General features: G+C 69.0%; 22 protein-coding genes. 14 read left to right on the top strand and 8 right to left on the bottom strand.

Annotated elements, in window-relative coordinates:
• Positions 1 to 3: 3 nt before the first annotated feature.
• Together ASC65_RS10825 and ASC65_RS10830 are read right to left on the bottom strand one after the other, a co-directional pair.
• On the bottom strand, positions 4 to 1422 hold the full coding sequence (locus ASC65_RS10825; protein ID WP_235561481.1) for a sensor histidine kinase: 1419 nt from the start codon (positions 1420 to 1422) through the stop codon (positions 4 to 6).
• An 82-nt stretch (positions 1423 to 1504) separates the two neighbouring features.
• Entirely contained in the window at positions 1505 to 2227 is a 723-nt protein-coding gene (locus tag ASC65_RS10830; protein WP_056453499.1) for a TVP38/TMEM64 family protein, read from the bottom strand.
• 116 nt (positions 2228 to 2343) lie between these two features.
• Here ASC65_RS10830 and rpmH point away from each other — a divergent pair, with 116 nt between their 5' ends.
• The 5 genes from rpmH to ASC65_RS10855 all read left to right on the top strand — a co-directional run bounded on the left by rpmH (position 2344) and on the right by ASC65_RS10855 (position 6410).
• Positions 2344 to 2478, top strand: a complete 135-nt coding sequence (rpmH, locus tag ASC65_RS10835) for a 50S ribosomal protein L34 (protein ID WP_056452807.1) — start codon at positions 2344 to 2346, stop codon at positions 2476 to 2478.
• Between the two features lie 23 nt (positions 2479 to 2501).
• Positions 2502 to 2906 carry a ribonuclease P protein component gene (gene rnpA, locus ASC65_RS10840; protein WP_056452810.1) on the top strand — a complete coding sequence of 135 codons (405 nt, stop codon included), beginning with the start codon at positions 2502 to 2504 and terminating at the stop codon, positions 2904 to 2906.
• Between the two features lie 4 nt (positions 2907 to 2910).
• Complete coding sequence (yidC, locus tag ASC65_RS10845) at positions 2911 to 4704, top strand: membrane protein insertase YidC (RefSeq protein WP_056452818.1); 1794 nt, start codon at positions 2911 to 2913, stop codon at positions 4702 to 4704.
• The gene (gene yihA / locus ASC65_RS10850; protein ID WP_056452820.1) at positions 4705 to 5346 is read left to right on the top strand and encodes a ribosome biogenesis GTP-binding protein YihA/YsxC; all 642 of its coding nucleotides are present in this window, start codon (positions 4705 to 4707) and stop codon (positions 5344 to 5346) included.
• 104 nt (positions 5347 to 5450) lie between these two features.
• Positions 5451 to 6410, top strand: coding sequence for an alpha/beta fold hydrolase (locus tag ASC65_RS10855; protein WP_056452823.1), 960 nt, complete (start codon positions 5451 to 5453; stop codon positions 6408 to 6410).
• A gap of 9 nt (positions 6411 to 6419) precedes the next feature.
• Here the strand turns inward: ASC65_RS10855 and ASC65_RS10860 are convergent, their stop codons facing one another.
• Positions 6420 to 7406 (bottom strand): LLM class flavin-dependent oxidoreductase, encoded by a 987-nt coding sequence (locus tag ASC65_RS10860; RefSeq protein WP_056452826.1) that lies wholly within the window; start codon positions 7404 to 7406, stop codon positions 6420 to 6422.
• Between the two features lie 102 nt (positions 7407 to 7508).
• Between ASC65_RS10860 and ASC65_RS10865 the strand changes: the two genes are divergently transcribed.
• Positions 7509 to 7877, top strand: a complete 369-nt coding sequence (locus tag ASC65_RS10865; protein ID WP_056452829.1) for a hypothetical protein — start codon at positions 7509 to 7511, stop codon at positions 7875 to 7877.
• A 94-nt stretch (positions 7878 to 7971) separates the two neighbouring features.
• The gene (locus ASC65_RS10870; RefSeq protein WP_056452832.1) at positions 7972 to 8331 is read left to right on the top strand and encodes a hypothetical protein; all 360 of its coding nucleotides are present in this window, start codon (positions 7972 to 7974) and stop codon (positions 8329 to 8331) included.
• Positions 8332 to 8340: 9 nt separating this feature from the next.
• Here the strand turns inward: ASC65_RS10870 and ASC65_RS10875 are convergent, their stop codons facing one another.
• The 3 genes from ASC65_RS10875 to ASC65_RS10885 are packed head-to-tail and all read right to left on the bottom strand — an operon-like array spanning position 8341 to position 10805.
• Positions 8341 to 9291: a pirin family protein gene (locus ASC65_RS10875; protein ID WP_056452835.1), complete on the bottom strand. Its 951-nt coding sequence runs from the start codon at positions 9289 to 9291 to the stop codon at positions 8341 to 8343.
• Positions 9288 to 10292, bottom strand: coding sequence for a YncE family protein (locus ASC65_RS10880; protein WP_056452838.1), 1005 nt, complete (start codon positions 10290 to 10292; stop codon positions 9288 to 9290). Before ASC65_RS10880 ends, ASC65_RS10875 begins: the two co-directional genes overlap by 4 nt.
• Before the next feature lie 24 nt (positions 10293 to 10316).
• A complete protein-coding gene (locus tag ASC65_RS10885; protein ID WP_056452841.1) occupies positions 10317 to 10805 on the bottom strand; it encodes an Lrp/AsnC family transcriptional regulator in 489 nt (162 codons plus the stop codon).
• 146 nt (positions 10806 to 10951) lie between these two features.
• Between ASC65_RS10885 and ASC65_RS10890 the strand changes: the two genes are divergently transcribed.
• From ASC65_RS10890 to ASC65_RS10910, 5 genes are all read left to right on the top strand, one after another.
• Positions 10952 to 12187, top strand: coding sequence for a 3-methyl-2-oxobutanoate dehydrogenase (2-methylpropanoyl-transferring) subunit alpha (locus ASC65_RS10890; RefSeq protein ID WP_056452844.1), 1236 nt, complete (start codon positions 10952 to 10954; stop codon positions 12185 to 12187).
• Between the two features lie 2 nt (positions 12188 to 12189).
• Positions 12190 to 13314, top strand: coding sequence for an alpha-ketoacid dehydrogenase subunit beta (locus tag ASC65_RS10895; protein ID WP_200939830.1), 1125 nt, complete (start codon positions 12190 to 12192; stop codon positions 13312 to 13314).
• 1 nt (position 13315) lies between these two features.
• Positions 13316 to 14962: a 2-oxo acid dehydrogenase subunit E2 gene (locus tag ASC65_RS10900; protein ID WP_056452847.1), complete on the top strand. Its 1647-nt coding sequence runs from the start codon at positions 13316 to 13318 to the stop codon at positions 14960 to 14962.
• 162 nt (positions 14963 to 15124) lie between these two features.
• Positions 15125 to 16522, top strand: coding sequence for a dihydrolipoyl dehydrogenase (gene lpdA / locus ASC65_RS10905; protein ID WP_056452850.1), 1398 nt, complete (start codon positions 15125 to 15127; stop codon positions 16520 to 16522).
• Between the two features lie 217 nt (positions 16523 to 16739).
• Positions 16740 to 17810, top strand: a complete 1071-nt coding sequence (locus ASC65_RS10910) for a substrate-binding domain-containing protein (RefSeq protein ID WP_056453505.1) — start codon at positions 16740 to 16742, stop codon at positions 17808 to 17810.
• A gap of 254 nt (positions 17811 to 18064) precedes the next feature.
• On the opposite strand, the gene ASC65_RS10915 is transcribed toward ASC65_RS10910, so the two are convergent.
• Both ASC65_RS10915 and ASC65_RS10920 read right to left on the bottom strand, forming a co-directional pair.
• Complete coding sequence (locus ASC65_RS10915) at positions 18065 to 19150, bottom strand: glycosyltransferase family 4 protein (protein ID WP_056452853.1); 1086 nt, start codon at positions 19148 to 19150, stop codon at positions 18065 to 18067.
• 71 nt (positions 19151 to 19221) lie between these two features.
• A complete protein-coding gene (locus ASC65_RS10920) occupies positions 19222 to 19683 on the bottom strand; it encodes an Lrp/AsnC ligand binding domain-containing protein (RefSeq protein WP_056452856.1) in 462 nt (153 codons plus the stop codon).
• 109 nt (positions 19684 to 19792) lie between these two features.
• Here ASC65_RS10920 and putA point away from each other — a divergent pair, with 109 nt between their 5' ends.
• Both putA and ASC65_RS10930 read left to right on the top strand, forming a co-directional pair.
• Positions 19793 to 22915, top strand: a complete 3123-nt coding sequence (putA, locus tag ASC65_RS10925; RefSeq protein ID WP_056452859.1) for a bifunctional proline dehydrogenase/L-glutamate gamma-semialdehyde dehydrogenase PutA — start codon at positions 19793 to 19795, stop codon at positions 22913 to 22915.
• Between the two features lie 121 nt (positions 22916 to 23036).
• Positions 23037 to 23489, top strand: coding sequence for a PA2169 family four-helix-bundle protein (locus tag ASC65_RS10930; RefSeq protein ID WP_056452862.1), 453 nt, complete (start codon positions 23037 to 23039; stop codon positions 23487 to 23489).
• Positions 23490 to 23645: the final 156 nt, after the last annotated feature.

Genomic DNA, 23645 nt, shown 5'->3' on the forward strand with positions numbered 1-23645 from the left:
AATTCAGTTCGGCAGCCGCAGTTCGAAGGTCGTACCGCGCGGCCCGGTGTCGACCAGCGCCAGCGCCCCGCCATGGCTGGCGGCAAGTTCACGCGAGATGGTCAGGCCCAGCCCGGTCCCTTCGGAGGCCCGACCACTGACGAAGGGCTCGAACAGTTTTTCCGACAGTCGCGGCGGGATCCCGGGCCCGTCGTCGGAGATGCGGATCACTGCGTCTCCGTTTTCATGGTCGGCGACGACCTTCACCTGGCCGGGTCGGCCGGAGCGGGTGGCGTCGCCCTCGATCGCCTCACGGGCGTTGCGCATCAGATTGACCAGGATGCGGTGCAGTTGCTCAGGGTCGGCGTGGACCGTGAAGCGGGCCGGGATCGCCTTGGCCAGCCGCACCCCTTCCGGCGACAGGCCCGCATCCTCGGCCGCCGACTGCAGCGCCGGCGTCAGGGCGACGCGCACGCGCTGCGGCTCCGGCTCCTCGCTGCGGCCGTACTCCAGCACATTGCGCGACAGGGCGGCGGCGCGGCTCAGGGCCCGCTCCAGCCGCGGCAGCGCCTTGGCCACCTGCGGATCGGGCGAGTCCGCCAGACGCTCGGACGCAATCTGGGCCGAGGTCAGCATGTTGCGCAGGTCGTGGTTGATCTTGGCCACCGCCTCGCCGAGCGCCACCAGCCGGGCGCGCGAACGCAGCGACAGGCGCACTTCTTCCTGCATCCGCGCCAGTTCGCGCTCGACGCGGCCGATCTCGTCCTGGCGATGGCTGGGCGGATCGCCCTCGGCCTCGGGATCGGCGGCGAAACGCTCGATCGAGCGGGTCACCCGCCGCAGCGGCTGCAGCACCAGCAGGGCCAGGCCGCCGTACAGCAGGGCCCCGGCGACCAGCGACACCAACAGCGAGGTCAGCAGACTGTTGAGCAGGAAGGCCCTCAGCTCCAGCTTCAACGGCTCGGCCGGGGCCAGGACCTCGATGAAGTCGCCGGAGCGATAGCGCGGCCGCGCCTGCACCCGGATGGCGCGGTCGGGGTGGCCGACCAAGGTCCGCCACGGGTCGGCCAGACGGGCGATCGTACGCGCGCGGCGCATATCGATCAGGTCCGGCGTGCGGGGCAGGTTCGGGGCCTGCAGCAGCAGACGCCGCACGCCCTGGTCGCCGACCACCACCGCCTGCACGCCGCCGATGGCCAGCAGCTGTTCGGCGACGTCGTCCTCGACCGCCGAATACGGCAGGGCCTCGACCCCGACGGAGGCGAGCTCGGCCGACTGCAGCCGGTCCAGCAGCCAGCGCTCATGGAAGTTGGCGGCGCTGGGCGCGATGATCAGGATCTCGACCACCACGGCGAAGGCGAAGGTCAGCAGCAGCAGTCGCCAGGACAGGGCGTCGGGGGCGTGAAAACGCAGGCGTTCGCGCCACTCGGCAGGCAAGCGCAAGCGCCGCTTCGCCGCCTCCACCCATGTCGTCGCCGCGCTCATGGGCCACTTAACGCAAAGCTTGGGGAAATCGCTGCGTCACTCACGCGCCTTTCCGCCGATTCAGCGCCCCCTGCAGGGCCTTCATGGCGAACGGCAGGACCACGGCGAGGACGAAGACCCCCGTCATCGGAGCCCAGAACTGGCTGAACAGGGACTGCAGGTCCGGATCCGGGTCGGTCAGCAGCAGGTCGTTCAGCTGCGCGCCGATCCAGCAATAGATGATGTGGGCGGGCAGCAGGCCGATCACCGTGGCGATGGTGTAGGGCGCCAGGCGCACCGCCATCAGGCCCGCCGCGACATTGATCATGTGGAAGGGCACCACCACGGCCAGCCGCGAAGCGAGCACATACCAGAAGGTGTCCTTGTCGATGGCGACGCATACGGCCTGCATCAGGCCCTGATTGCGCTCCGCCCGGCGGCGCAGGGCCTCGCCCATGGCCGAGCGTGCCACGCCGTAGACAATGAGGGCTCCCAGGGTGGCGGCGATCGAGGTCGCCACGCCGCCGACCCACGGGCCGAACAGATAGCCGGCGGTCACCGTCACCAGGAAGACGCCCGGCACCACGCTTGCCGTCAGGAGGGTGAAGACCGCCATCAGGATCAGCAGACTGAGCAGATAGTTGTCGGCGGTGAAGGCGCGGAACTGCTCGCCATGGTCCTTGAGCGTGTCCAGGGACAGATACCGGTTCCAGCCCATGCCGAAGACCAGCGCGATCAGCCCCGCCATGACCATCAGGGGCAGGAAGCGTTTCAGCCGGTCCATCATCACTCCGTGGAAAGCTCCGTCGGCGTTGACTCCGCTGAGCCCTCCGCTTATACGCCCGCCCTCCTGCGGCGGACGTGTCCGTCGCCTCACCAGTAGTTTTTCAGGAGCCGACCGTGAAGCGGACCTATCAGCCGTCGCGACTCGTGCGCAAGCGCCGTCACGGCTTCCGTTCGCGGATGGCCACGACGAACGGGCAGAAGATCGTTGCGCGTCGCCGCGCCAAGGGCCGCAAGCGCCTGACGGCCTAACCCGTCCGGCCCTGCGCCAGCGCATGGCCGAACCGTTCAAAATCGAACGCCTGACCTCGCGGCCCCAGTTTCTGGCGGCCGCGAAAGGCGTTTCCGAGGCCCGCGGCGCGGTGGTCGTTCAGCGCCTCGATCGCAAGGACGACGACACCGCCGTCCGCCTCGGCTTCACCGCCACTCGGAAGATCGGCGGCGCGGTCGTGCGCAACCGCGCCAAGCGCCGTCTGCGCGAGGCCGCCCGCGCGCTTGCGCCGCAGTTCGCCCTACCGGGCAGCGACTATGTCTTCATCGCCCGGATGGGCACGGTGGACCGTCCCTGGGACCGTCTGCTTGACGATGTGAAATCGGCGCTTACAAGGCTCGCGACCCCGCGGCCGGCGCCCCAAGTCGCGCCCCGAGCCCCCAACGCGCCCGCCGGCCAGGATTCCTGACTCCATGCAGCCCCAAGACAACAGCCGCAACACCGTCATCTTCATGGTGATCGCGGCGATCTTCCTGATCGGCTACAGCTTCTTCGTGTGGCAGCCGCAGGAGCAGCGCCGCGCCGCTGAAGCCAAGCGGACCGTCGCGGAGCAGAAGCTGCAGACCGCCCCGGCCGCCCCGAGCGCCCCGGTCTTCACCACCGACCGCCGCGTCGCCCTCGCCGCCGGCGGAGCGCGCGTGCCGATCCGCACCGAGACCATGACCGGCTCGCTGTCGCTGAACGGCGGTCGCATCGACGACCTGTTCCTGACCCGCTACCGCGAGACCATCGACAAGGATTCGCCCGCGGTCGAGCTGTTCCGCCCCGAGGGCATGCGTCATGCCTACTTCGCCCAGTTCGGCTGGAGCGGCCAGAACGTGCCCGGCGGCGTGCCCGGCCCGAACACCCCGTGGCGCCTGACCCAGGGGGCCACCCTGACCCCGACCGCCCCGATCACCCTGGTCTGGGACAACGGCGCCGGCCTGCGCTTCACGCGCCGCATCAGCGTCGACGAACAGTATATGTTCACGGTCTCGGACACGGTGGCCAACCTCAGCACCCAGGCGATCACCATCGCGCCGGGCGCCATCGTCCAGCGCCAGGGCGTGCCGGATGACCTGGGCCGCAATCAGATCCTGCACGAAGGCGCCATCGGCACCTTCGGCGACGGCACGGCCTTCTCGACCCAGCAGCTGAAGTACAAGGCCTGGGCCAAGAAGGAGGTCCAGGAGCACGAGTCGACCGGCGGCTGGCTCGGCATCACCGACAAATACTGGATGGCCGCCCTGATCCCGGCCCAGGACGAGAAGATCCAGGCCGAGTTCCGTGTCCGCGACCAGGACCACTACGACATCCACTCGGCGACGATGATCGGCGAAGCCCGCACCATCCAGCCGAACACCCAGATCACCGAGACCCAGAGCCTGTTCGCCGGCGCCAAGCGCAACGAGATCCTGCGCGGCTACGAGCGCAGCCACGGCATCCCGCGCTTCATCTACGCCATCGACTGGGGCTTCCTGTTCTTCCTGACCCGACCGATCTTCATGGTCGTCGAGTTTTTCTACGGCATCCTGGGCAATTTCGGCCTGGCCATCCTGGCCCTGACCCTGACCGTCCGCCTGATCATGTTCCCGCTCGCCAACAAGAGCTACGAGAGCATGTCGAAGATGCGGAACCTCCAGCCCAAGATGGAGGATATCAAGAAGAAGCACCCGGAGGACCCGCAGAAGCAGCAGGTCGAGATCATGGCGCTGTACCAGCGCGAGAAGATCAATCCGCTCGCCGGCTGCCTGCCGCTGCTGCTCCAGATCCCGGTCTTCTACGCCGTCTACAAGATGCTGTTCGTGACCATCGAAATGCGTCACGCGCCCTTCTTCGGATGGATCCGCGACCTGTCCGCGCCGGACCCGACGACGATCTGGAACCTGTTCGGCCTGCTCCCCTGGGATCCGTCGTCGGTTCCGATGATCGGCGGCTACCTGACCGGCACCTTCGCCCTGAGCGTCCTGGCCATCTTCTACGGCCTGACCATGTGGCTGCAGATGGCGATGAGCCCGCAGGCGCCGGATCCGATGCAGCGCCGCCTGTTCCAGTTCATGCCGATCGTCTTCACCTTCATCATGGCCACCTTCCCGGCCGGCCTGCTGATCTACTGGGCCTGGTCGAACATCCTGACCATTTTCCAGCAGTACATCATCATGCACCGCTTCAAGGCCGAGAACCCGATCGACACCTTCCTGGCCCGGTTCCAGAAGGCGAAGGCGTAGTTGGACGAGTTCACCCCCGAGGACCTGGAATCGGCGCGTATCCTCTTCGCGCGCCCGGCCACCTTCATCATGGGCTGCGCCAAGATCGAGCAACTGCCTGAGCCGGACCTCCCGGAAATCGCCTTCGCCGGGCGTTCGAACGTCGGCAAGTCCAGCCTGATCAACGGGCTGGTGGGCATGCACAAGCTGGCCCGCGCCTCGAACGAGCCGGGTCGCACCCGCGAGGTCAATTTCTTCGACCTCGACGGCAAGATGCGACTGGTCGACCTGCCCGGCTACGGCTGGGCCAAGGCGTCCAAGTCGACGGTCAAGAAGTTCCAGGACCTCGGCCGCGACTACCTGCGCGGCCGGGTGACCCTGAAGCGGGTCTATCTGCTGATCGACGCCCGCCACGGGCTCAAGAAGGTCGATGACGAGGCGCTCGACGCGCTCGACCTGGCCGCCGTCAGCTATCAGATCATCCTGACCAAGGCTGACAAGCTGAAGAAGGGCGAGGGCGAGAAGGTCGCCGCCGCCACCCTCAAGGCCATCTCCAAGCGCCCCGCCGCCTTCCCGGCGGTGATCCTGACCTCGGCCGAGAAGGGCGAGGGCCTGCCGGAGCTGCGGGCGGAGATCATGCGGACGACGGGCGTCGAGCTTTAATCCCCGCGAAAGCGGGGACCCAGTCCTGTCCAGCTTGGCGCTTGCGTTTCAGGACGACTGGCCGCGTGATGCCTCCTCCAGCTTTCATGAGCGGGAGGGAAAAATTGCAGCGGCGCCTCGTCCAGACCGACGGCATCACCCAGTCCATCCTCGAGGCCGGTTCGGGCCCGCTCGTCCTGCTGATCCACGGCTTCCCCGAGCTCGGCGTCAGCTGGCGGGCGCAAGTGGAGGCGCTGGCGGCGGCGGGGTATCGCGCTGTTGCTCCGGACATGCGCGGCTACGGCGGGACCGACAGGCCCGACGCCCGAGAGGCCTACGGCATGCTCAACCTGGTCGGCGACATGGTCGATCTGGTCCGGGCCCTGGGCGAGACCTCGTGCGTGGTGGTCGGCCACGACTGGGGCGCGCCGGTGGCCTGGCACTGCGCCCTGCTGCGCCCCGACGTGTTCCGCGCCGTCATGGGGCTGTCGGTGCCGTTCCAGCCGCGCCGCCCCAAGGGTCCGCCGACGGCGGCCATGGCGGTGCTGGCCAAGCGCGGCGGCCTGGGCGAGTTCTACATGAACCGCTTCCAGTCGGACGACGCGCACCTGGAGTTCGACGCCGACCCGGCGACGGCCCTGCGCAAGATGTTCTACGCCTATGACGGGGCCACGCCTGAGGGGCGCCAGTCGACCGGCTTCATGCCCGAGGGCGTCAGCCTGACCGCCTCCATCGCCGACGACGCGAACCTGCCGCCGTGGCTGAGCGAGGCGCATTTCTCGGAGTACGTCGAGGCCTTCACACGCGGCGGCTTCCGGGCGCCGCTGGACTGGTACCGCAACCTCGACCGCAATTGGGCGCAGACGGCCTTCCTGCAGGACGCCCGCATCCGGACCCCCGGCGCCTTTGTGGTCGGCGAGCGCGACCCGGTCCGCCACTACGCCGGCGCGCACGAGGCCGGCCTGCGCGACTGGGTTCCCGACCTGCGCGTACAGGTGGTCATCCCCGGCGCCGGCCACTGGCTTCAACAGGAGCGCCCCGCGGAAGTGAACCGCCTCCTGCTCCACTTCCTGGGGACGCTCTAGGCCGCGCCCCTAGAGCCCCTCGGCCGCCCGGGCCGTGATCTCGAGACTATGCAGGCGTGGCTCCAGGTCGAAGATCATGCCGGTGACCATGACCTCGTCGACGCCGGTCAGGGCGATGAACTCCTTCAGCTTCGCGCGCACTGTCGCCTCGCCTCCGATGGCCGCATAGGTCAGCCGGCTCTCGACCGCGGCCAGCTGGCGGGCGTCGAGCACGGCGTTGATGTCGTCGACCGGCGCCTTCAGCCGCCCCGGCTTGCCGGTGACCACCGCCGCAAACGCCTGCTGCATGGAGGTCGACAGGTATTGCGCCTCGGCGTCGGTCTCTGCGGCGAACACGTTGAAGGCGGCCATGGCGTAGGGCTGGGCCAGCTGGGCGGAGGGCCGGAAGCCGGCGCGGTAGGTCTGCAGCGCTTGCAGCAGCAGTTCGGGTGCGAAATGGCTGGCGAAGGCGAAGGGCAGGCCCAAATGGGCCGCCAGCTCGGCGCTGAACAGGCTGGAGCCGAGCAGCCAGAGCGGCACCTTCGACCCGGCGCCCGGCCAGGCGGTGACCCTTTGGCCCTCGACCGGATCGGCCAGGAAAGCCTGCAACTCCATCACGTCGCGCGGAAACTGGTCGGCCGCCTCGAAATAGCGGCGCAGCGCGCGCGCCGTCTCGCCGTCGGTGCCCGGCGCCCGGCCCAGGCCCAGGTCGATGCGGCCGGGGAAGAGCGCCTCCAGGGTCCCGAACTGCTCGGCCACCACCAGGGGCGCGTGGTTGGGCAGCATGACCCCGCCCGAACCGACCCGGATGGTCTCGGTCGCGCCCGCCACGTGGGCCAGCGCGACCGCCGTAGCGGCGCTGGCGATGCCGGGCATGTTGTGGTGCTCGGCCATCCAGAAGCGGGTGAATCCCAGCCGCTCGGCGGCCTTGGCCAGTTCGGCGGATTCCAGCAGGGCGCGACGCATGTCGCCGCCCTCAACGACAGGCGACAGGTCGAGCACGGAAAAGAAGGTCATGTCGGTCTAGATCGGCGGGCCTAGGCCGAATTCAAGGATTCCACCTGATTGTCCGTCGTCCAAATAGGGCGGACATTGGTCGTCGGTACCTAGGAGATCGTCATGCCACGGTTTGCATCTGTCGGGCTCGCAATCGCCGCTGTCCTCGCCACCACCGTGCCGGTGGCTGCACAGCACGCGCGCCCGGCCTCCGTCACCGGCCCCCGTCCGCCGGCCATTCGCATCGACCAGCCGCAGGCCCGCGGCGGCGTCGGCTTCCGCAACGACTACGACAACTGGATCGCCACCTCGGACGGCAGCAACATTCCGCCGCAGACCCTCGAGCGGGTCGACCTGGCCAACCGGGTCAGCACCCTGATCGAGCTGGGTCGGTGTCGCGACGCGCGTCAGATGGCTAACGAGGCCGGCGAGCTGCAGATGGCCCTCAGTGTGCGGCAGCTGTGTCGTCCGGGAGCCCGGCCGCAGTACTGACGGGCCGCATACGGCGGGTTACAGTCGAGCTCGCCAAGAGGTTGCATAACGGCGCTTTATGACGGACACTTCGGTTTCACCGAGGAGAACGTCCATGAGCCGTCTCGCGTCCATCGCCCTGATCGCCGCCGTCGCCATCGCCATCCCCGCCACGGTCGGAGCCACCCCCCAGTCGGGCCCCACCCACAACACGAATGGGAACCCGATCTCCTACCCTTCGACGCGCGCGCCGCATGCCGGCATGCGCGGCGAATACGAAACCTTCATCGACGGGTCCACGGGATCGAACCTGGGCGCGCAATCGCTCGACCGCATCGATCGCGCCAACCGTATCAGCACCCTGATCGAACTGCGGCGCTGCGATGAGGCGCTCGCCCTGGCCCGCGACGCCGGCGACCGCCAGATGGCGCTGCGAACCCGCCAGATCTGCCGCCCCACCGGCGACGGCTTCTGATCCGTCGGCTCAGACCGGATGGGTCGGTTCCGGCTTGGCCGGAGCCTCGGCCGCCGGCGCCGGCTCCGGCGTCGACGGCACGTCCGGCAGGGGGATGAACTCGACGTCGTCCCCCATCGGCAGAGCCATGCGCCCGGCCTTCCAGTCCGCCTTGGCCGCGTCGATCCGCTCCTGGCTGGAGGCGACGAAATTCCACCAGATCAGGCGGGGCCCGACCGGCTCGCCGCCCAAGACCATCACGGTCGACGGCTTGATCGCCCGCACGGTCGGCTCGGCCGTCGGCTCCAGCACGATCATCTGGCCCTCGTGGAAGGTGCGGTCGCCGACCTCGATCTCGCCCTTGGCGACATAGAGGGCCCGCTCGCTGTAGCCGCCCGCGACCCCTTTGCCGGGGGGCGGCGCCGTGCGCACCCCCTCAGCCAGCTCCCAGTGGACGTAGAACAGCGGCGACGAGATCGACACGCCGGCTTTGGCTCCATAGGCCTCGCCGGCCACCAGCCGTGCGAACAGGCCGCCGTTTTCATAGGCCGGCTGATCCGCCTCGCCGTGGTGGTGGAAGGCCGGGTCGGCGTCCTCGGACTCGTTCGGCAGGGCCACCCAGGCCTGCATGCCGTGCATCGGCCCGCCCTGGCCGCGCTTCAGCGGGTCGGTCCGCTCGGAGTGGACGATGCCCTTGCCGGCGGTCATCCAGTTGACCTCGCCGGGGCGGATAGCCTGGGTCACGCCGGTGTTGTCCCGGTGCATGATTTCGCCCTCGAACAGATAGGTCAGGGTCGAAAGGCCGATGTGCGGGTGCGGGCGGACGTTGATCGCCTCTGCTCCGGCGGCGAACTCGGCCGGGCCCATCTGGTCAAGGAAGATGAAGGGCCCGACCATGCGGCGGGCGTGGAACGGCAGGATGCGGCCGACGTCAAAGCCTCCGAGATCCTTGCGGCGGGCGTCGATGACCATCTCGATCATGGCTGGGGCTCCAGGGGAATCAGGAATCGGCTGACGACGGCGGGCGCCGGCGTCTCGGAGGTGGGGCGACCCGCGCGGTCGAAATCGGTCCACTGGCTGCGCGAAACGAAGATCAGCTGGTCGCCGCCCTCGATGTATCCAGTGGTGGGTTCGCTGAGAGCGCCGCCCTCCAGCAGGGCTTCGCGCCGCGACACCTCGCTCCAGTCGGGCGCGAGGCGCAGGCGCAGAACCCGCGGCGTCTGGGTCCCGTTCTGGATGGCGATCAGGCCATCGGTCTCCCAGCCCATCAGGCCGTCGATGCCGCGCAGCTCGACCCCCTCGGGGCCGGCCAGGGGAGCGAACGCGCCGGTGCTGAAATCGCGCAAGGCCAGGCCCTCGGCCAGGTCGATACGGTGCAGGCCGGTCCCATAGTTGGCGAACACCAGCCAGCGGCCGTCCGGCGACACGACCATGCCCTGGGGCGAGCCGCGCTCAGGCAACTGGACCAGGGGCTGCAGGCGAGACTGGCCGGGCCGCAGCACGAGGATCTGCCGCGTTCCGCCGTCGGCGACGTAGACGGCCCCGTCGGGACCGAGGGCGATGTCGCCGAACACATGGCCCTCGCCGTCTGCGCCGAAGGTCCCGATCAGCTCGCCGCTGTTGATCTCGATCTGCAGCAGCTCGGCCGGCCGGTCTTCGCGGTCGTCGTTCGGCGAGGGGGAGGACGTCACCCAGATCGAGCTTCGGCCCATCTCGGAGACCAGCCCGAACATGGCCTGTCGGTCGGTCGGACCGAACGGAACCAGGGCGGCGTTCTCGGCGACGGTGAACAGGCCCGCGCGATGGACCGACGAGACGACCAGAATGCCGGAGGCGACCCGGCCGGCGGATTCGATCAGCCAGGGCTCGGCGGGGGTCGAGGCGACGGCGTCGAGCGACTGGGCGCAGACGGCAGGAGTCCAAGCGGTCGCGGCGCAGGCCAGCGTCGCCACTCCCGCCATCGTCGCCGTCCAGCCGTGCATGCGCGCCCTCCTAGGAGAGCGCCACTATCCGACGTGCGGGGTCACAATGCCAAGTGGCAGACTGGTCACATTCTTCACGCCTCGGGTGACGATGTGGCTCTCGCAGTCCGAAACGATGCCCAGGCTGAGCAGTTTCTCGCGCAGGAATTTGTCGAAGGCGTGCATGTCGGAGGTGATGATGCGCAGCACATAGTCCTCGCGACCGGTGATGGTGGCGCACTGCACCACCTCAGGCCAGTTGGCGACGGCGGCGTCGAAGATCTCGAGATTCTCGGTCGACGGCAGGCTCAGCTTGACGATGGCGTAGACCTCGAAGTCCAGGCCGAGCTTGGTGGCGTCCAGCAGGGTGACGCGCTTGCGGATGAGCCCGGTATCCTCCAGTCTCTTGATCCGGCGCCAGCACGGCGAGGCTGACAGGCCCACCCGATCGGCGACCTCCGCCACCGAGAGCCCGGCGTCCTGTTGCAGGATGTCGAGGATGCGGGCATCGACGGGATCGAGTTCGTCGGCCAAGGCGTTTCTCCTGTTCTTATTATTGCGCAATAAAATACCGCAAAAACCGCAAAGGCAAGGTCGAAATCGAGCGAGCCTTCGCACGCAGCCCGTGCTAGATCGCGGGCTGAGGAAACACGGTCGGAACAACCGAACGGCAGGACGGAATGAAGAAGCCCAACACGCAACCGTTGTCGCTGCGCGTGCCCGAGCCTTCGGGCCGTCCGGGCGACGCCCCGGACTTCAGCCATCTCCAATTCGACCCCGCCGGGTCGGTGGATCGCCCGGCCGTCTCGACGACGCCGTTCGAGATGCGCGACCACGCCTTCAAGCTGGTCCGGGTCCTCGATGACGACGGCAAGGCCGTCGGCCCGTGGAACCCGATGCTGGACGCCGAGACCCTGCGTCGCGGCCTCAAGGCGATGATCCTGACGCGCGCCTTCGACGACCGGATGCACCGCGCCCACCGCCAGGGAAAGACCAGCTTCTATATGAAGTGCACCGGCGAGGAGGCCATCGCGGTCGCCCAGGGCATGATCCTCAACCGCGAGGACATGGGCTTCCCGACTTATCGCCAGCAGGGTTTGCTGATCGCGCGCGGCTATCCGCTCGTCGAGATGATGAACCAGATCTATTCGAACGCCTCGGACCCGATCAAAGGCCGCCAGCTGCCGATCATGTACTCGTCCAAGGAGTACGGCTTCTTCACCATCTCGGGGAACCTCGGCACCCAGGTGCCCCAGGCCGTCGGCTGGGCCATGGCCAGCGCCTACAAGGGCGACGACAAGATCGCCATCAGCTGGATCGGCGACGGCGCCACGGCCGAAGGCGACTTCCACAACGCCCTGACCTTCGCCGCCGTCTACCGCGCCCCGGTGATCCTGAACGTCGTCAACAACCAGTGGGCCATCTCGTCCTTCATGGGCATCGCCGGCGGGCTCGAGACCACCTTCGCCTCCAAGGCCATCGGCTACGGCCTGCCGGCCCTGCGCGTCGACGGCAACGACTTCCTCGCCGTCTGGGCCGCGACCCAGTGGGCCGAGGAGCGCGCCCGCACCAACCAGGGCGCCACCGTCATCGAGCTGTTCACCTACCGCGGCGCCCCGCACTCGACCTCGGACGACCCGAGCCGCTATCGCCCCGGCGACGAGCACGAGAAGTGGCCGCTGGGCGATCCGATCGCCCGCCTGAAGCAGCACCTGATCGCCCTGGGCGAATGGTCCGACGAGCAGCAGACGGCCGCCGAGGCCGAGGCCGTCGAACAGGTCCGCGCCGCCGGCAAGGAGTCCGAGGCCATCGGCACCCTGGGCCAGTCGCGCCCGTCGGTGAAGACGATGTTCGAGGAGGTCTTCGCGACCGAGGACTGGCGCCTGGTCGAACAGCGCCGCGAAGTGGGGGTCTGATCATGAGCGAGCAAAGCACCTTCACCGACGCCGACCGCAACGACGGCATCGAGCCGGACGCCGTGGACGCCAAGCACCCGCCGAAGTCGGAAGCGCCGACCAACGGCGTGCAGCCGATGAACATGATCCAGGCGCTGAACTCGGCCATCGACGTCAAGATGTCCGAGGACCCGAACGTCCTGTCGTTCGGCGAGGACGCGGGCTATTTCGGCGGCGTCTTCCGGGTCACCGACCACCTGCAGAAGAAGCACGGCCTGACCCGCAGCTTCGACGCCCCGATCTCGGAGTGCGGCATCGTCGCCGCCGCCATCGGCATGGGCGCCTACGGCCTGCGCCCGGTCGTCGAGATCCAGTTCGCCGACTACATCTACCCGGCCTACGACCAGATCGTCTCGGAAGCGGCCAAGCTGCGCTACCGCTCGGGCGGCCAGTTCACCTCGCCGATCACGGTGCGCAGCCCCTACGGCGGCGGCATCTTCGGCGGCCAGACGCACAGCCAGTCGCCGGAAAGCCTGTTCACCCACATCGCCGGCCTGAAGGTCGTCATCCCGTCCAACCCCTATGACGCCAAGGGCCTGCTGACCGCGGCCATCGAGGACGACGACCCGGTCATCTTCTTCGAGCCCAAGCGCCTCTACAACGGCCCGTTCGACGGCTGGCACGAGAAGCCGGTGTCGCCCTGGAAGGCCCAGGAGCTGGCCCAGGTCCCGACCGGGAAATACGCCCTGCCGATCGGCAAGGCGCGCATCATGAAGGAAGGCGCCGACGTCACCATCCTGGCCTGGGGCACCATGGTCTGGGTGTCGCTGGCGGGCGCCGAGCACGCCGGTGTCGACGCCGAGGTCATCGACCTGCGCACCCTGGTGCCGCTCGACATCGAGGCCATCGAGGCCTCGGTGAAGAAGACCGGTCGCTGCGTCATCGTCCACGAGGCGCCCAAGACCTCGGGCTACGGCGCCGAGCTGAGCGCCCTGGTCCAGGAGCGCTGCTTCTATCATCTGGAGGCGCCGATCGCGCGCGTGACCGGCTGGGACACGCCCTATCCGCACGCCTTCGAGTGGGAATATTTCCCGGGGCCCGAGCGGGTCGCCACGGCCCTCAAGGCTGTCATGAGCGGGGGTCGCTGAGATGGGTCGTTTCGTCTTCAAACTGCCCGACGTGGGTGAAGGCACCGCCGAGGCCGAGCTCGTCGGCTGGCACGTCCAGGTCGGCGACGTCGTCGCCGAGGACCAGATCGTCGCCGACGTCATGACCGACAAGGCCACCGTCGAGATCACCGCCCCCGTCTCCGGCAAGGTCATCGCCATCCACGGCGAGCCCGGCCAGATGGTCCCCGTCCGCGGCCCCCTGGTCGAGTTCGAGGTCGAAGGCGCGGGCAATGCGTCCGACGCACCCGCCCCCACGCTCCAGGCTGCGCCCAAGGTCGACGCCGCCCCGGCTCCGGTCGAGACCCCCAAGGCCGTCCCGGCGCCCGCCGCGGCGGCTCCGGCCGCCGCCGGCGCCAACTACGTCTTCAAGCTCCCCGACGTCGGCGAAGGGACGGCCGAGGCCGAGCTCGTCGGCTGGCACGTCAAGGTCGGCGACGCCGTCTCCGAGGACCAGATCCTCGCCGACATCATGACCGACAAGGCCACCGTCGAGATCACCTCGCCGGTGTCCGGCGTCGTCGTCGCCCTGCATGGCGAGGCGGGCCAGCAGGTCCCCGTCGGCGGCCCCCTGGTCAGCTTCCAGGTCGAGGGCAAGGGCAATCAGGCCGCCCCCGCTTTTGTCGCTGCGCCCGCGTCCAAGACCGAGGCCGCCCCGGCGCCGGTCGCCAAGGCCTCCGCTCCGGCGCCCGCGCCGAAAGCCGCCGCCGCCGCCGCCAAGCCGCGCGCCCTCTCCGACCGCAACCAACGCCCCCTCGCCTCCCCGGCCGTGCGCAACCGCGCCCGCGACCTCGGGATCGAGCTGCAGTTCGTGCCCGGCTCCGGCCCGGCCGGCCGCATCGAGCACGCGGACCTGGACACCTATGTCGCCTCCGGCGGACGTGGATCGTCCGCAGGCGGATCGTCGGGCTCCTCGACCTACGCCCAGGCCGAAGGGACCACCGAGGTCCGCATCATCGGCCTGCGCCGCAAGATCGCGGAGAAGATGGCCGAGAGCGTCCGTCGCATCCCGCACATCACCTATGTGGAAGAGATCGACGTCACGGCGCTGGAGGAGCTGCGCGCTCACCTGAACGCCCAGAACAAGGGCTCGGACAAGCCCAAGCTCAACGTCCTGCCCTTCATCGCCCGCGCCATCGTCGTGGCCCTGCGCGACCAGCCGCAGATCAACGCCTGGTACGACGACGAGGCCGGCGTCCTGACCCAGCACGCCCCGGTCCACCTGGGCATCGCCGCCCAGACGCCGAACGGCCTGATGGTCCCGGTCGTCCGCCACGCCGAGGCCCGCGATCCCTACGACACGGCTGCCGAGATCGCCCGCGTCTCGTCAGCGGCCAAGTCCGGCAAGGCGTCGCGCGAGGAGCTCTCCGGCTCGACCATCACCATCACCTCGCTGGGCACCCTGGGCGGCATCACCCACACCCCCATCATCAACCACCCCGAGGTCGCCATCGTCGGCCCCAACAAGATCCAGGAACGGGTCGTGGTGAAGGACGGCCAGATGGTCGTGCGCAAGATGATGAACCTGTCCTCGTCCTTCGATCACCGCATCGTCGACGGGCATGACGCCGCCGTCTTCGTCCAGCGCATCAAGGGCCTGCTGGAGAACCCGGCGACGTTGTGGATGTGACCTTCACTTCCCTTCTCCCCTAGGGAGAAGGTGGCCCGAAGGGCCGGATGAGGGGTTACGGCGCCAAGACCTCCTGGCGCCGGTCCCCCACTCCCTCCCACCCGCTTCGCGGGCGGGCCCCTCCCTCTCCCGACGGGAGAGGGGACAGACCGTGAGCAAGACATGACCCAGACCCTGAAAACCAAAGTCCTGATCATCGGCGCCGGCACCGGCGGCTATGTCGCCGGCATCCGTTGCGGCCAGCTCGGCCTGGACACCGTGCTGGTGGACGGCGGCGACGGCCTGGGCGGCACCTGCCTGAACGTCGGCTGCATTCCGTCCAAGGCGATCATCCACGCCGCGGGCAAGTACGAGACCGTCGCCAAGGCGGCCGACGGAGGGACGCTGGGCATCACCACCGCCACGCCTGCCATCGACCTGTCGCAGACGGTCGCGTGGAAGGACGGCATCGTCAAAAAGCTGAACAACGGCGTCGCCGCCCTGCTCAAGAAGGCCAAGGTCAAGGTCATCAAGGGCTGGGCCGAGTTCTCCGACGCCAAGACCTGCACGGTGAAGACCGCCGACGGCGACATCGTCATCTCGGCCGAGCACGTCATCCTCGCCACCGGCTCGGAGCCGGTCGAGCTGCCGTTCCTGAAGTTCGGCGGCGACGTCATCTCCTCGACCGAGGCCCTGTCGCTGGACGCGGTCCCCGGCAAGCTGGTCGTGGTCGGCGGCGGCTATATCGGGCTGGAGCTCGGCATCGCCTTCCGCAAGCTCGGCGCCGAGGTGGCCATCGTCGAAATGGCCGATCGCCTGCTGCCGCTCTACGACAAGGCCCTGACCGATCCGGTCGCCAAATGGCTCGAGAAGCACGGCGTCGAACTGCACCTCGGCGCCAAGGCCGGGTCGTTCGAGAACGGGGCCCTGAACGTCACCGGCGCCGACGGCCAGGCCATGAAGATCAAGGCCGACAAGGTCCTCGTCACCGTCGGCCGCAAGCCGCGCACCCAGGGCTGGGGCCTGGAGAACATGGGCGTGGCCATGGCCGGTCCGTTCGTGAAGATCGACGACCGCTGCGCCACCTCGATGAAGAACGTCTGGGCCGTCGGCGACCTGACCGGCGAACCGATGTTGGCGCACAAGGGCTCGGCCCAGGGCGAGGTCGTGGCCGAGATTATCGCCGGCCATGACCGTCGCTTCGATCCCGTCACCATCGCCGCGGTCTGCTTCACCGAGCCCGAGATCGTCTCCGCCGGCCTCGGCCCGCAGGACGTCGCCGGCCGCGACGACGTCATCCAGGCGGTCTTCCCGCTGATGGCCATCGGCCGCGCCCTGGCCATCGAGGCCGGCGAGGACGGCGGCTTCGTGCGCGTCATCGCGTCGAAGACCGACCATCGCCTGCTCGGCGTCCAGGCCGTCGGCCAGCACGTCTCGGAGATGTCCAACAGCTTCGCCCAGATGCTGGAGATGGGCGCGGTGCTGGAAGACGTCGCCGGCGTCATCCACGTCCACCCGACCCTCGGCGAAGCCTTCCACGAGGCGACGCTGCGGGCGCTGGGGCATGCGATTCACATCTAGGGGCGAGGGGCGAGGGTCGAGGGTCGAGGGAGGAACGAGCCTGTGACGGCGCCCGCCGGGGCGCGATGGGGGCGGGCTTCGGCATCTTCTTACTCGCCCCTCGACCCTCAACCCTCGCCCCTGCCTTCCGTCGTCGAACCGTCATCATCCGACACGCCGGACCGTCACAAACCTCTGGTCTAAGCGCCTCACCTTGGCATTTGTCCGGAAACTGATGATGACCCGCATCCTTCTCGCCGCCGCCTCCGCCGCCGCCCTGCTGGGCCTCGGCGCCTGCGGCGACAACGCCGGCGCGCCCGGCTCCCAGGCCCCGCGCGCGGGCATCTACGCCGCCGGCTCCTCGACGGTCTTCCCCTTCGCCACCCGCGTAGCCGAGAATTTCGCCCGCACCGCCGGCGGCGCGGCGCCGCGCGTCGAGTCGCTGGGCACCGGCGGCGGCATCCAGCAGTTCTGCTCGGGCGTCGGCCCGTCGACCCCGGACATCGCCAACGCCTCGCGGCCGATGAAGAAGGCGGAGTTCGAGCTGTGCCAGAAGAACGGCGTCACCGACATCGTCGAGATCAAGATCGGCTATGACGGCATCGTCGTCGCCACGGCCCGCTCCGGCGGCAGCTTCAACCTGCGCCTGCAGGACCTCTACCTCGGGCTGGCCAAGGAGGTCCCGGGGGCCGGCGGCGCCTTCGTCGCCAACCCGGCCACGACCTGGAACCAGGTCAACCCGGCCCTGCCGAACCAGCGCATCCAGGTCTACGGCCCGCCGCCGACCTCGGGCACCCGCGACGCCTTCCTGGAGCTGGGCATGGCCCCCGGCGCCGCCCTGATCCCGGCGCTCAAGGCCCTCAAGGACAGCGACGGCGACCGCTTCGAGTCGCTGGCCCACACCCTGCGCGAGGACAACAGCTGGATCGACTCCGGCGAGAACGACAACGCCATCGTCCAGACCCTGACCCGCACCCCGGGCTCGTTGGGCGTGTTCGGCTTCTCCTTCCTCGAGCAGAACATGGACACGGTGAAGGCCGAGACCATCGACGGCGTCGCCCCCTCGGTCGACACCATCGCCGACGGCTCCTATCCGCTGGCCCGCAGCCTCTACATCTACGTCAAGAAGCAGCACGTGGGCGTGACCCCGGGCCTCGAGCAGTTCGTCATGGAGTTCATGTCGGACGCCTCGGCCGGCCGCGGCGGCTACCTGCAGGACCGCGGCCTGGTGCCGCTGCCCGCTGACCAGCTGACCGCCCAGCGCGCCATCGCCCAGAACCTGACCCTGATGACGGCGCCGGCGAAGTAAGGGACGAGGTTTTAGGTTCTAGGGACTAGGGTTCTGAATACGAAGAAGGCCCCGGAGCGATCCGGGGCCTTTTTCGTGCGTCGGTCATCGTCTCCTCCCCGTCGGCGTCGCCGATGGGGAGGGGGACCGCGAAGCGGTGGAGGGGCGAAAGGGCCGCACAGCTGTGAGGTGGAAAGCGCCCCTCCGTCACGGCGCGTATTCGCGCCGCGCCACCTCCCCATTCGCGAAGCGAACGGGGAGGAGACGAACAGGTCTTAAGCCGCCGCCTTCCGGCGCAGCCGCGCGATCCGGCGCAGCCGCCGCCAGAAGCGGCCGCGATCCGGCTCGGGATAGGGCTGCAGGTTCTCGACGAACTGCTCGGCGGAGGCGCGCCAGCTGAATTTCTCGGCATAGGCGCGGACCGCCTTGCGGTCGCATTTCAGCGCCTCGAGGCAGGCGGTCTTCAGGTCCTTGTCGATGGCCCCGGCGTTGGAGCCCGGGATGATGTCGATCGGGCCGTGGGCCGGATAGGCGGCCACCGGCGTGCCCGTGGCCATGGCCTCCAGGATCACCAGGCCGAAGGTGTCGGTCCAGCTCGGGAAGACGAAGACGTCGGCGTCCTTGAAGCAGCGCGCCAACTCCTCGCCGAAGCGGGCGCCGAGGAATTTGGCCTCAGGATATTTGAGCTCCAGCTCGGCCCGGGCCGGGCCGTCGCCGACGACGATCTTGGTGCCCGGCAGGTCCTGCTCGAGGAAGGATTCGATGTTCTTCTCGACCGCCACCCGGCCTACGTTCAGCCAGAACGGCCGCGGCCAGTTCTCGCCGCCCAGCTCGTCATAGATGCCCGGCAGGTCCGGGTTGAACTGTTCCGTGTCGACGCCGCGCGACCACGGCGAGACATTGCGGAAGCCGCGCTCCAGCAGTTCGTCGCGCAGGGTCGGGGTGGCGACCATCAGCCGTCCCGACGGCTTGTGGAACCACTTCATATAGGCGTAGCCGACCTGCACCGGGACGGGGAAGCGGGCCGAAATATATTCCGGGAATTTCGTATGATAGCTGGTCGTGAAGGGCAGCTTCCATTCCACGCAGATGCGCCGCGTGGCGATGCCGATGGGCCCCTCGGTGGCGATGTGCACGGCCTCGGGCTCGATCGCCCGCAGACGCTCGCGGATCTCTTCCTCGGCCCCCAGCGCCAGCCGGATCTCCGGATAGGTCGGGGCGGGAATGGTCTTGAACTGGCTCGGCTCGATGACCTCGACCTCGTGACCCATGGCGCGGCATTCCGCGATGGTCCGGGTCAGGGTGCGGACGACTCCGTTGACCTGGGGCTCCCAGGCGTCGGTTGCCAGAACGATGCGCATGTGGGCCGAAAGGCTCCGCCGTTGGTCGGGGAACCGATCTAGCGGTTTGCGAGTGAGTTGGCGAGATGCGCCTACAGCGGCAACGCCGTCGTCGCCTTCACCTCTTCGAGAACGGCATAGGTTCGCGTCTCGCGCACACCCGGCATCTTCACCAGCACATCCCCGAGGAAGGCGCGGTAGGCGTCCATGTCGCCGACGCGAGCCTTGATCAGATAGTCGAAGCCGCCGGCCACCATGTGGCACTCCAGCACCTCGGGCTGGCGGCGCACGGCCTCGGCGAAGGCCTCGAAGACGTCGCCCGTGGTGCGGTCCAGGTGGACCTCGACGAAGATCAGCAGGCCGCGCCCGACCTTGGCCGGGTCGATCAGGGCGGCGTAGCCGGTGATCACCCGCCGCTCGCGCAGCCGGCGGATGCGCTCGAAACAAGCGGCGGCGGACAGGTTGCAGCGCCGGGCCAGCTCGGCGTTCGACAGGCGGCCGTCCTCCTGCAGGGCGCGGAGCAGGCGGCGGTCGACGGCGTCCAGAGTTTCCATCGGTGAAGCCTCATTCTCACCGAACGATCTTCGGCGCTGCAGGGGATCATACGATACACATTCGGCAAGGTCCGCCATATATGCCCGGGGCAATCAGGATCGAACGCCCATGACGAACGCCTTCTCCCCATCGAGCGTCGCCCACTGGGACACGCTGGACGAAGGCAAGTTCGCCGACGAAACGGCCACGGTTCAGGGCCTGCTGGCCCGCATTCCCCTCGATTCCGCCGAGCGCGGCGCCGTCCTGGCCTCGGCCACCGACCTGGTCGAACGGGCCCGGGCCAGCGTCAAGAAACAGGGTGTGGTCGAGAGCTTCCTGCAGGAGTTTTCGCTCGGCACCCGCGAGGGTCTGGCGCTGATGTGCCTGGCCGAGGCCCTGCTGCGGACCCCGGACGAAGAGACCCGCGACAAGCTGATCGCCGAGAAGATCGGCTCAGCCGACTGGGCCTCGCACCTGGGCCAGTCCGACAGCCTGTTCGTCAACGCCTCGACCTGGGGCCTGATGCTGACCGGCAAGCTGGTCGACGTCGATGAGGAGGCCCGCACCGACCTGCCCGGCTTCCTCAAGCGCATCGTCGGCCGCCTGGGCGAACCGGTCATCCGCGAGGCCGTCGCCGCCGCCGTGCGCATCATGGGCGAGCAGTTCGTGGTCGGCCGCACCATCGAGGCGGCCCTCAAGCGCTCCAACAAGGAAGGCTGGCTCTGCTCGTTCGACATGCTCGGCGAGGGCGCCCGCACCGCCCACGACGCCGAGCGTTACGAGAAGATCTACGCCGACGCCATCGAGGCCGTCGGCAAGACGGCCAAGGGCCAGGGTCCCGAGGTCGGCCACGGCGTCTCGGTCAAGCTGTCGGCCCTGTCGCCGCGCTACGAGGCCACCCACGAGGCGCGCGTCTGGGACGAGCTCTATCCCCGCGTCCTGCGCCTCGCGAAGATCGCGGCCAAATACGACATCAACTTCACCATGGATGCCGAAGAGGCCGACCGCCTCGCCCTGTCGCTGAAGCTGCTGGACCGCCTGGCCCGCGAGCCGGACCTGGGCGAGTGGAAGGGCCTCGGCCTGGCCGTCCAGGCCTACCAGAAGCGCTGCCCCGAGGTGATCCGCCGCGTCGCCGACCTGGCCAGGGACTCGGGTCGCCGCCTGATGGTCCGCCTGGTCAAGGGCGCCTACTGGGACACCGAGGTCAAACGGGCCCAGGTCTTCGGCCGCACCGACTATCCGGTCTTCACCACCAAGGCCGCCACCGATCTCAACTACCTGGTCTGCGCCCGCCTGATGATCGAGGCCGCGCCGCACGTCTATTCGCAGTTCGCGACCCACAACGCCCACTCCCTGGCCGCCGTGCACAAGATGGCGACCGACCGCGGCGTGAAGATCGAGTTCCAGCGCCTGCACGGCATGGGCGAGGCCCTCTACGATTCCGCCAAGGCCGCCTTCGGCCCGGTGACGGTGCGCGCCTACGCCCCCGTCGGCGGCCATGAGGACCTGCTGCCCTACCTGGTCCGCCGCCTGCTCGAGAACGGCGCCAACTCCTCCTTCGTCCACGCCCTGCTGGACGAGCGCGTCCCGGCCGCCGCCGTCGCCGCCGACCCCATCTCCGCCGTCGAGGCCCACCCCGACCGCCACGCCAAGATCCCGACCCCGAAGGACATGTACATGGACCGCCAGAACTCGCTCGGCCGCGACTACTCCCAGGCCGCCGACCGCGAACGCCATGTGCTCGCGCTGGAGAAGGTCGACAGCGAGAAGCTGACCGCCGGCCCGATCATCGGCGGCAAGCTGCGCGCCGGGACCCACGCCCAGGACGTCACCAACCCCTTCGACACGACCCAGGTGCTGGGCCACGTCTCGGAAGCGACCGAGGCCGACATCGACGCGGCGATCGACGCCGCCGCCCGCGCCCAGGTCGCCTGGGACCGCAAGGGCGGCGCCGGCCGCGCTCCGGTGCTGCGCGCCATGGCCGACGCGCTGGAAGCCGACATGGACCGCCTGGTCGCCCTGCTGTCGCGGGAAGCCGGCAAGACCCTCAACGACGCCGTCGCCGAGATCCGCGAGGCGGCCGACTTCTGCCGCTACTACGCCATGCTGGCCGAGCGCGACTTCGGCGGCCGTTCGGAGCTCAAGGGCCCGGTCGGCGAGATCAATCAGCTGGTCCTGCACGGCCGCGGCGTCTTCGCCTGCATCAGCCCGTGGAACTTCCCCTTGGCCATCTTCACCGGCCAGATCGCCGCCGCCCTGGCCGCCGGCAACGCCGTCCTGGCCAAGCCCGCCGAACAGACCCCGCTGATCGCCGCCGAAGCCGTGCGCCTCTACTACAAGGCCGGCCTCGACGCCGACCTGCTGGCCCTCGTCCCCGGCCGAGGCGAGACCGTCGGCGCCCGCCTGGTCTCGCACCCGGGCATCGACGGCGTCGCCTTCACCGGCGGCACCGACACGGCCACCGCCATCAACAAGGCCCTGGCCGCCCGCCCGGGCGCCATCATCCCCTTCATCGCCGAGACCGGCGGCCTGAACGGCATGTTCGTCGACACCACCGCCCTCAAGGAGCAGGTCATCGACGACGTCATCCTGTCGGCCTTCGGCTCCTCGGGCCAGCGCTGCTCGGCCCTGCGCCTGCTCTACGTCCCCAACGACTCGGCGGACGCCCTGATCGAGGGCCTCAAGGGCGCCCTGGCCGCCCAGGTGGTGGGCGACCCCGCCGACCCGGCCACCGACATCGGCCCGGTCATCGACGCCGACGCCAAGGCCATGCTGGAGGCCCACCTGACCCGCCTCGGCGGCGACGCCAAGATCGTCGCCCGCGCCCAGCTGCCGGCCGGCGCCGAAAAGGGCCACCTGTTCGCCCCGACCATCGCCGAGATCCCGACCCCGGACTATCTTGAGCGCGAAGTCTTCGGCCCGATCCTGCACGTCTGCCGCTACGAGCCGTCCAAGCTCAAGGAGACGGCGGCCAAGCTGGCCCAGCGCGGCTACGGCCTGACCCTGGGCGTGCACAGCCGCATCGAGGCCTTCGCCGAGGAGGTCGTCCGCCTGGTCCCGGCCGGCAACGTCTACATCAACCGTTCGATCATCGGCGCGGTCGTCGGCGTCCAGCCCTTCGGCGGCGAGGGCCTCAGCGGCACCGGCCCCAAGGCCGGCGGCCCCTACAGCCTGATCCGCTACGCCTCCGAAAAGGCCATCAGCAACAACATCTCCGCCCAGGGCGGCGACCCGGCGCTGCTGAACCTGTAAGTCTGGGCTTTCCGGTCTCCAGGGAGGGTGGCGTCCTCGCCGCTCTCCCCTTTGTGAAGCGGCCCTCGGAACGGGGCAGTCTCCTCTCGGTTCAGGTCTCCCCAACCGAAGGAGACCCCGAATGCACACCGACAACGATCGCGCCGTGAAGGTCCTTAACAGCCTGATCGAGACGACGATGGACAGCGCCCACGGCTACCGCAGCGCCGCCGAGGGGGCGGACAATCCTGAGTTCAAGGCGATGTTCAGCGACCGCGCTGGCAAGCGGGAGGCGCTGTGCCGCCGCCTGCAGCAGGAGGTCCGGACCTTCGGCGGCGAGCCCGAGGACGATCAGTCGCTGCTGGGTCGGATCCACAACAAATTCGCCGAAATCCGCGGCGAGGTGATGGGTCGCGACGACAAGGGCGTCATCGACGAGGTCGAGCGCGGCGAGGACGTCATCAAGGCCAAGTTCGAAAAGGCGGCCCAGGACGCCGACCTGCCCGAACCGGCCCGCCAGTTGGTCACCGCCGCCTACGCCGAGGTCAAGGCGGACCACGACACGATCAGCCAACTCAAGCACCGCATGCACTGACGCCGGAACCGGCTCCGCCGATGCGGCGGGGCCGGTCTGGATCTTGCGCGTCGAACGCGCGGCAGCCCGTCGGTTCCGTCCACGCGCCGAATCGAGCGCGGCGCCGCTCTGACTTGAGCTGCTCTCGGAACCTCCGCGCTTCCTGACGCTTTTCGC

Source organism: Brevundimonas sp. Root1279, from assembly GCF_001425945.1.
In the GTDB taxonomy this organism is placed as follows: domain Bacteria; phylum Pseudomonadota; class Alphaproteobacteria; order Caulobacterales; family Caulobacteraceae; genus Brevundimonas.

Coding starts and splice junctions, on each gene's coding strand:
- yidC (WP_056452818.1), top strand. CDS start 2,911: ATGCAGCCCCAAGACAACAGCCGCAACACCGTCATCTTCATGGTGATC.
- putA (WP_056452859.1), top strand. CDS start 19,793: ATGACGAACGCCTTCTCCCCATCGAGCGTCGCCCACTGGGACACGCTG.
- lpdA (WP_056452850.1), top strand. CDS start 15,125: ATGACCCAGACCCTGAAAACCAAAGTCCTGATCATCGGCGCCGGCACC.
- ASC65_RS10830 (WP_056453499.1), bottom strand. CDS start 2,227: ATGGACCGGCTGAAACGCTTCCTGCCCCTGATGGTCATGGCGGGGCTG.
- ASC65_RS10880 (WP_056452838.1), bottom strand. CDS start 10,292: ATGCACGGCTGGACGGCGACGATGGCGGGAGTGGCGACGCTGGCCTGC.
- ASC65_RS10920 (WP_056452856.1), bottom strand. CDS start 19,683: ATGGAAACTCTGGACGCCGTCGACCGCCGCCTGCTCCGCGCCCTGCAG.
- ASC65_RS10930 (WP_056452862.1), top strand. CDS start 23,037: ATGCACACCGACAACGATCGCGCCGTGAAGGTCCTTAACAGCCTGATC.
- ASC65_RS10890 (WP_056452844.1), top strand. CDS start 10,952: ATGAAGAAGCCCAACACGCAACCGTTGTCGCTGCGCGTGCCCGAGCCT.
- ASC65_RS10865 (WP_056452829.1), top strand. CDS start 7,509: ATGCCACGGTTTGCATCTGTCGGGCTCGCAATCGCCGCTGTCCTCGCC.
- ASC65_RS10870 (WP_056452832.1), top strand. CDS start 7,972: ATGAGCCGTCTCGCGTCCATCGCCCTGATCGCCGCCGTCGCCATCGCC.
- rnpA (WP_056452810.1), top strand. CDS start 2,502: ATGGCCGAACCGTTCAAAATCGAACGCCTGACCTCGCGGCCCCAGTTT.
- ASC65_RS10875 (WP_056452835.1), bottom strand. CDS start 9,291: ATGATCGAGATGGTCATCGACGCCCGCCGCAAGGATCTCGGAGGCTTT.
- ASC65_RS10895 (WP_200939830.1), top strand. CDS start 12,190: ATGAGCGAGCAAAGCACCTTCACCGACGCCGACCGCAACGACGGCATC.
- ASC65_RS10900 (WP_056452847.1), top strand. CDS start 13,316: ATGGGTCGTTTCGTCTTCAAACTGCCCGACGTGGGTGAAGGCACCGCC.
- ASC65_RS10860 (WP_056452826.1), bottom strand. CDS start 7,406: ATGACCTTCTTTTCCGTGCTCGACCTGTCGCCTGTCGTTGAGGGCGGC.
- ASC65_RS10915 (WP_056452853.1), bottom strand. CDS start 19,150: ATGCGCATCGTTCTGGCAACCGACGCCTGGGAGCCCCAGGTCAACGGA.
- ASC65_RS10910 (WP_056453505.1), top strand. CDS start 16,740: ATGACCCGCATCCTTCTCGCCGCCGCCTCCGCCGCCGCCCTGCTGGGC.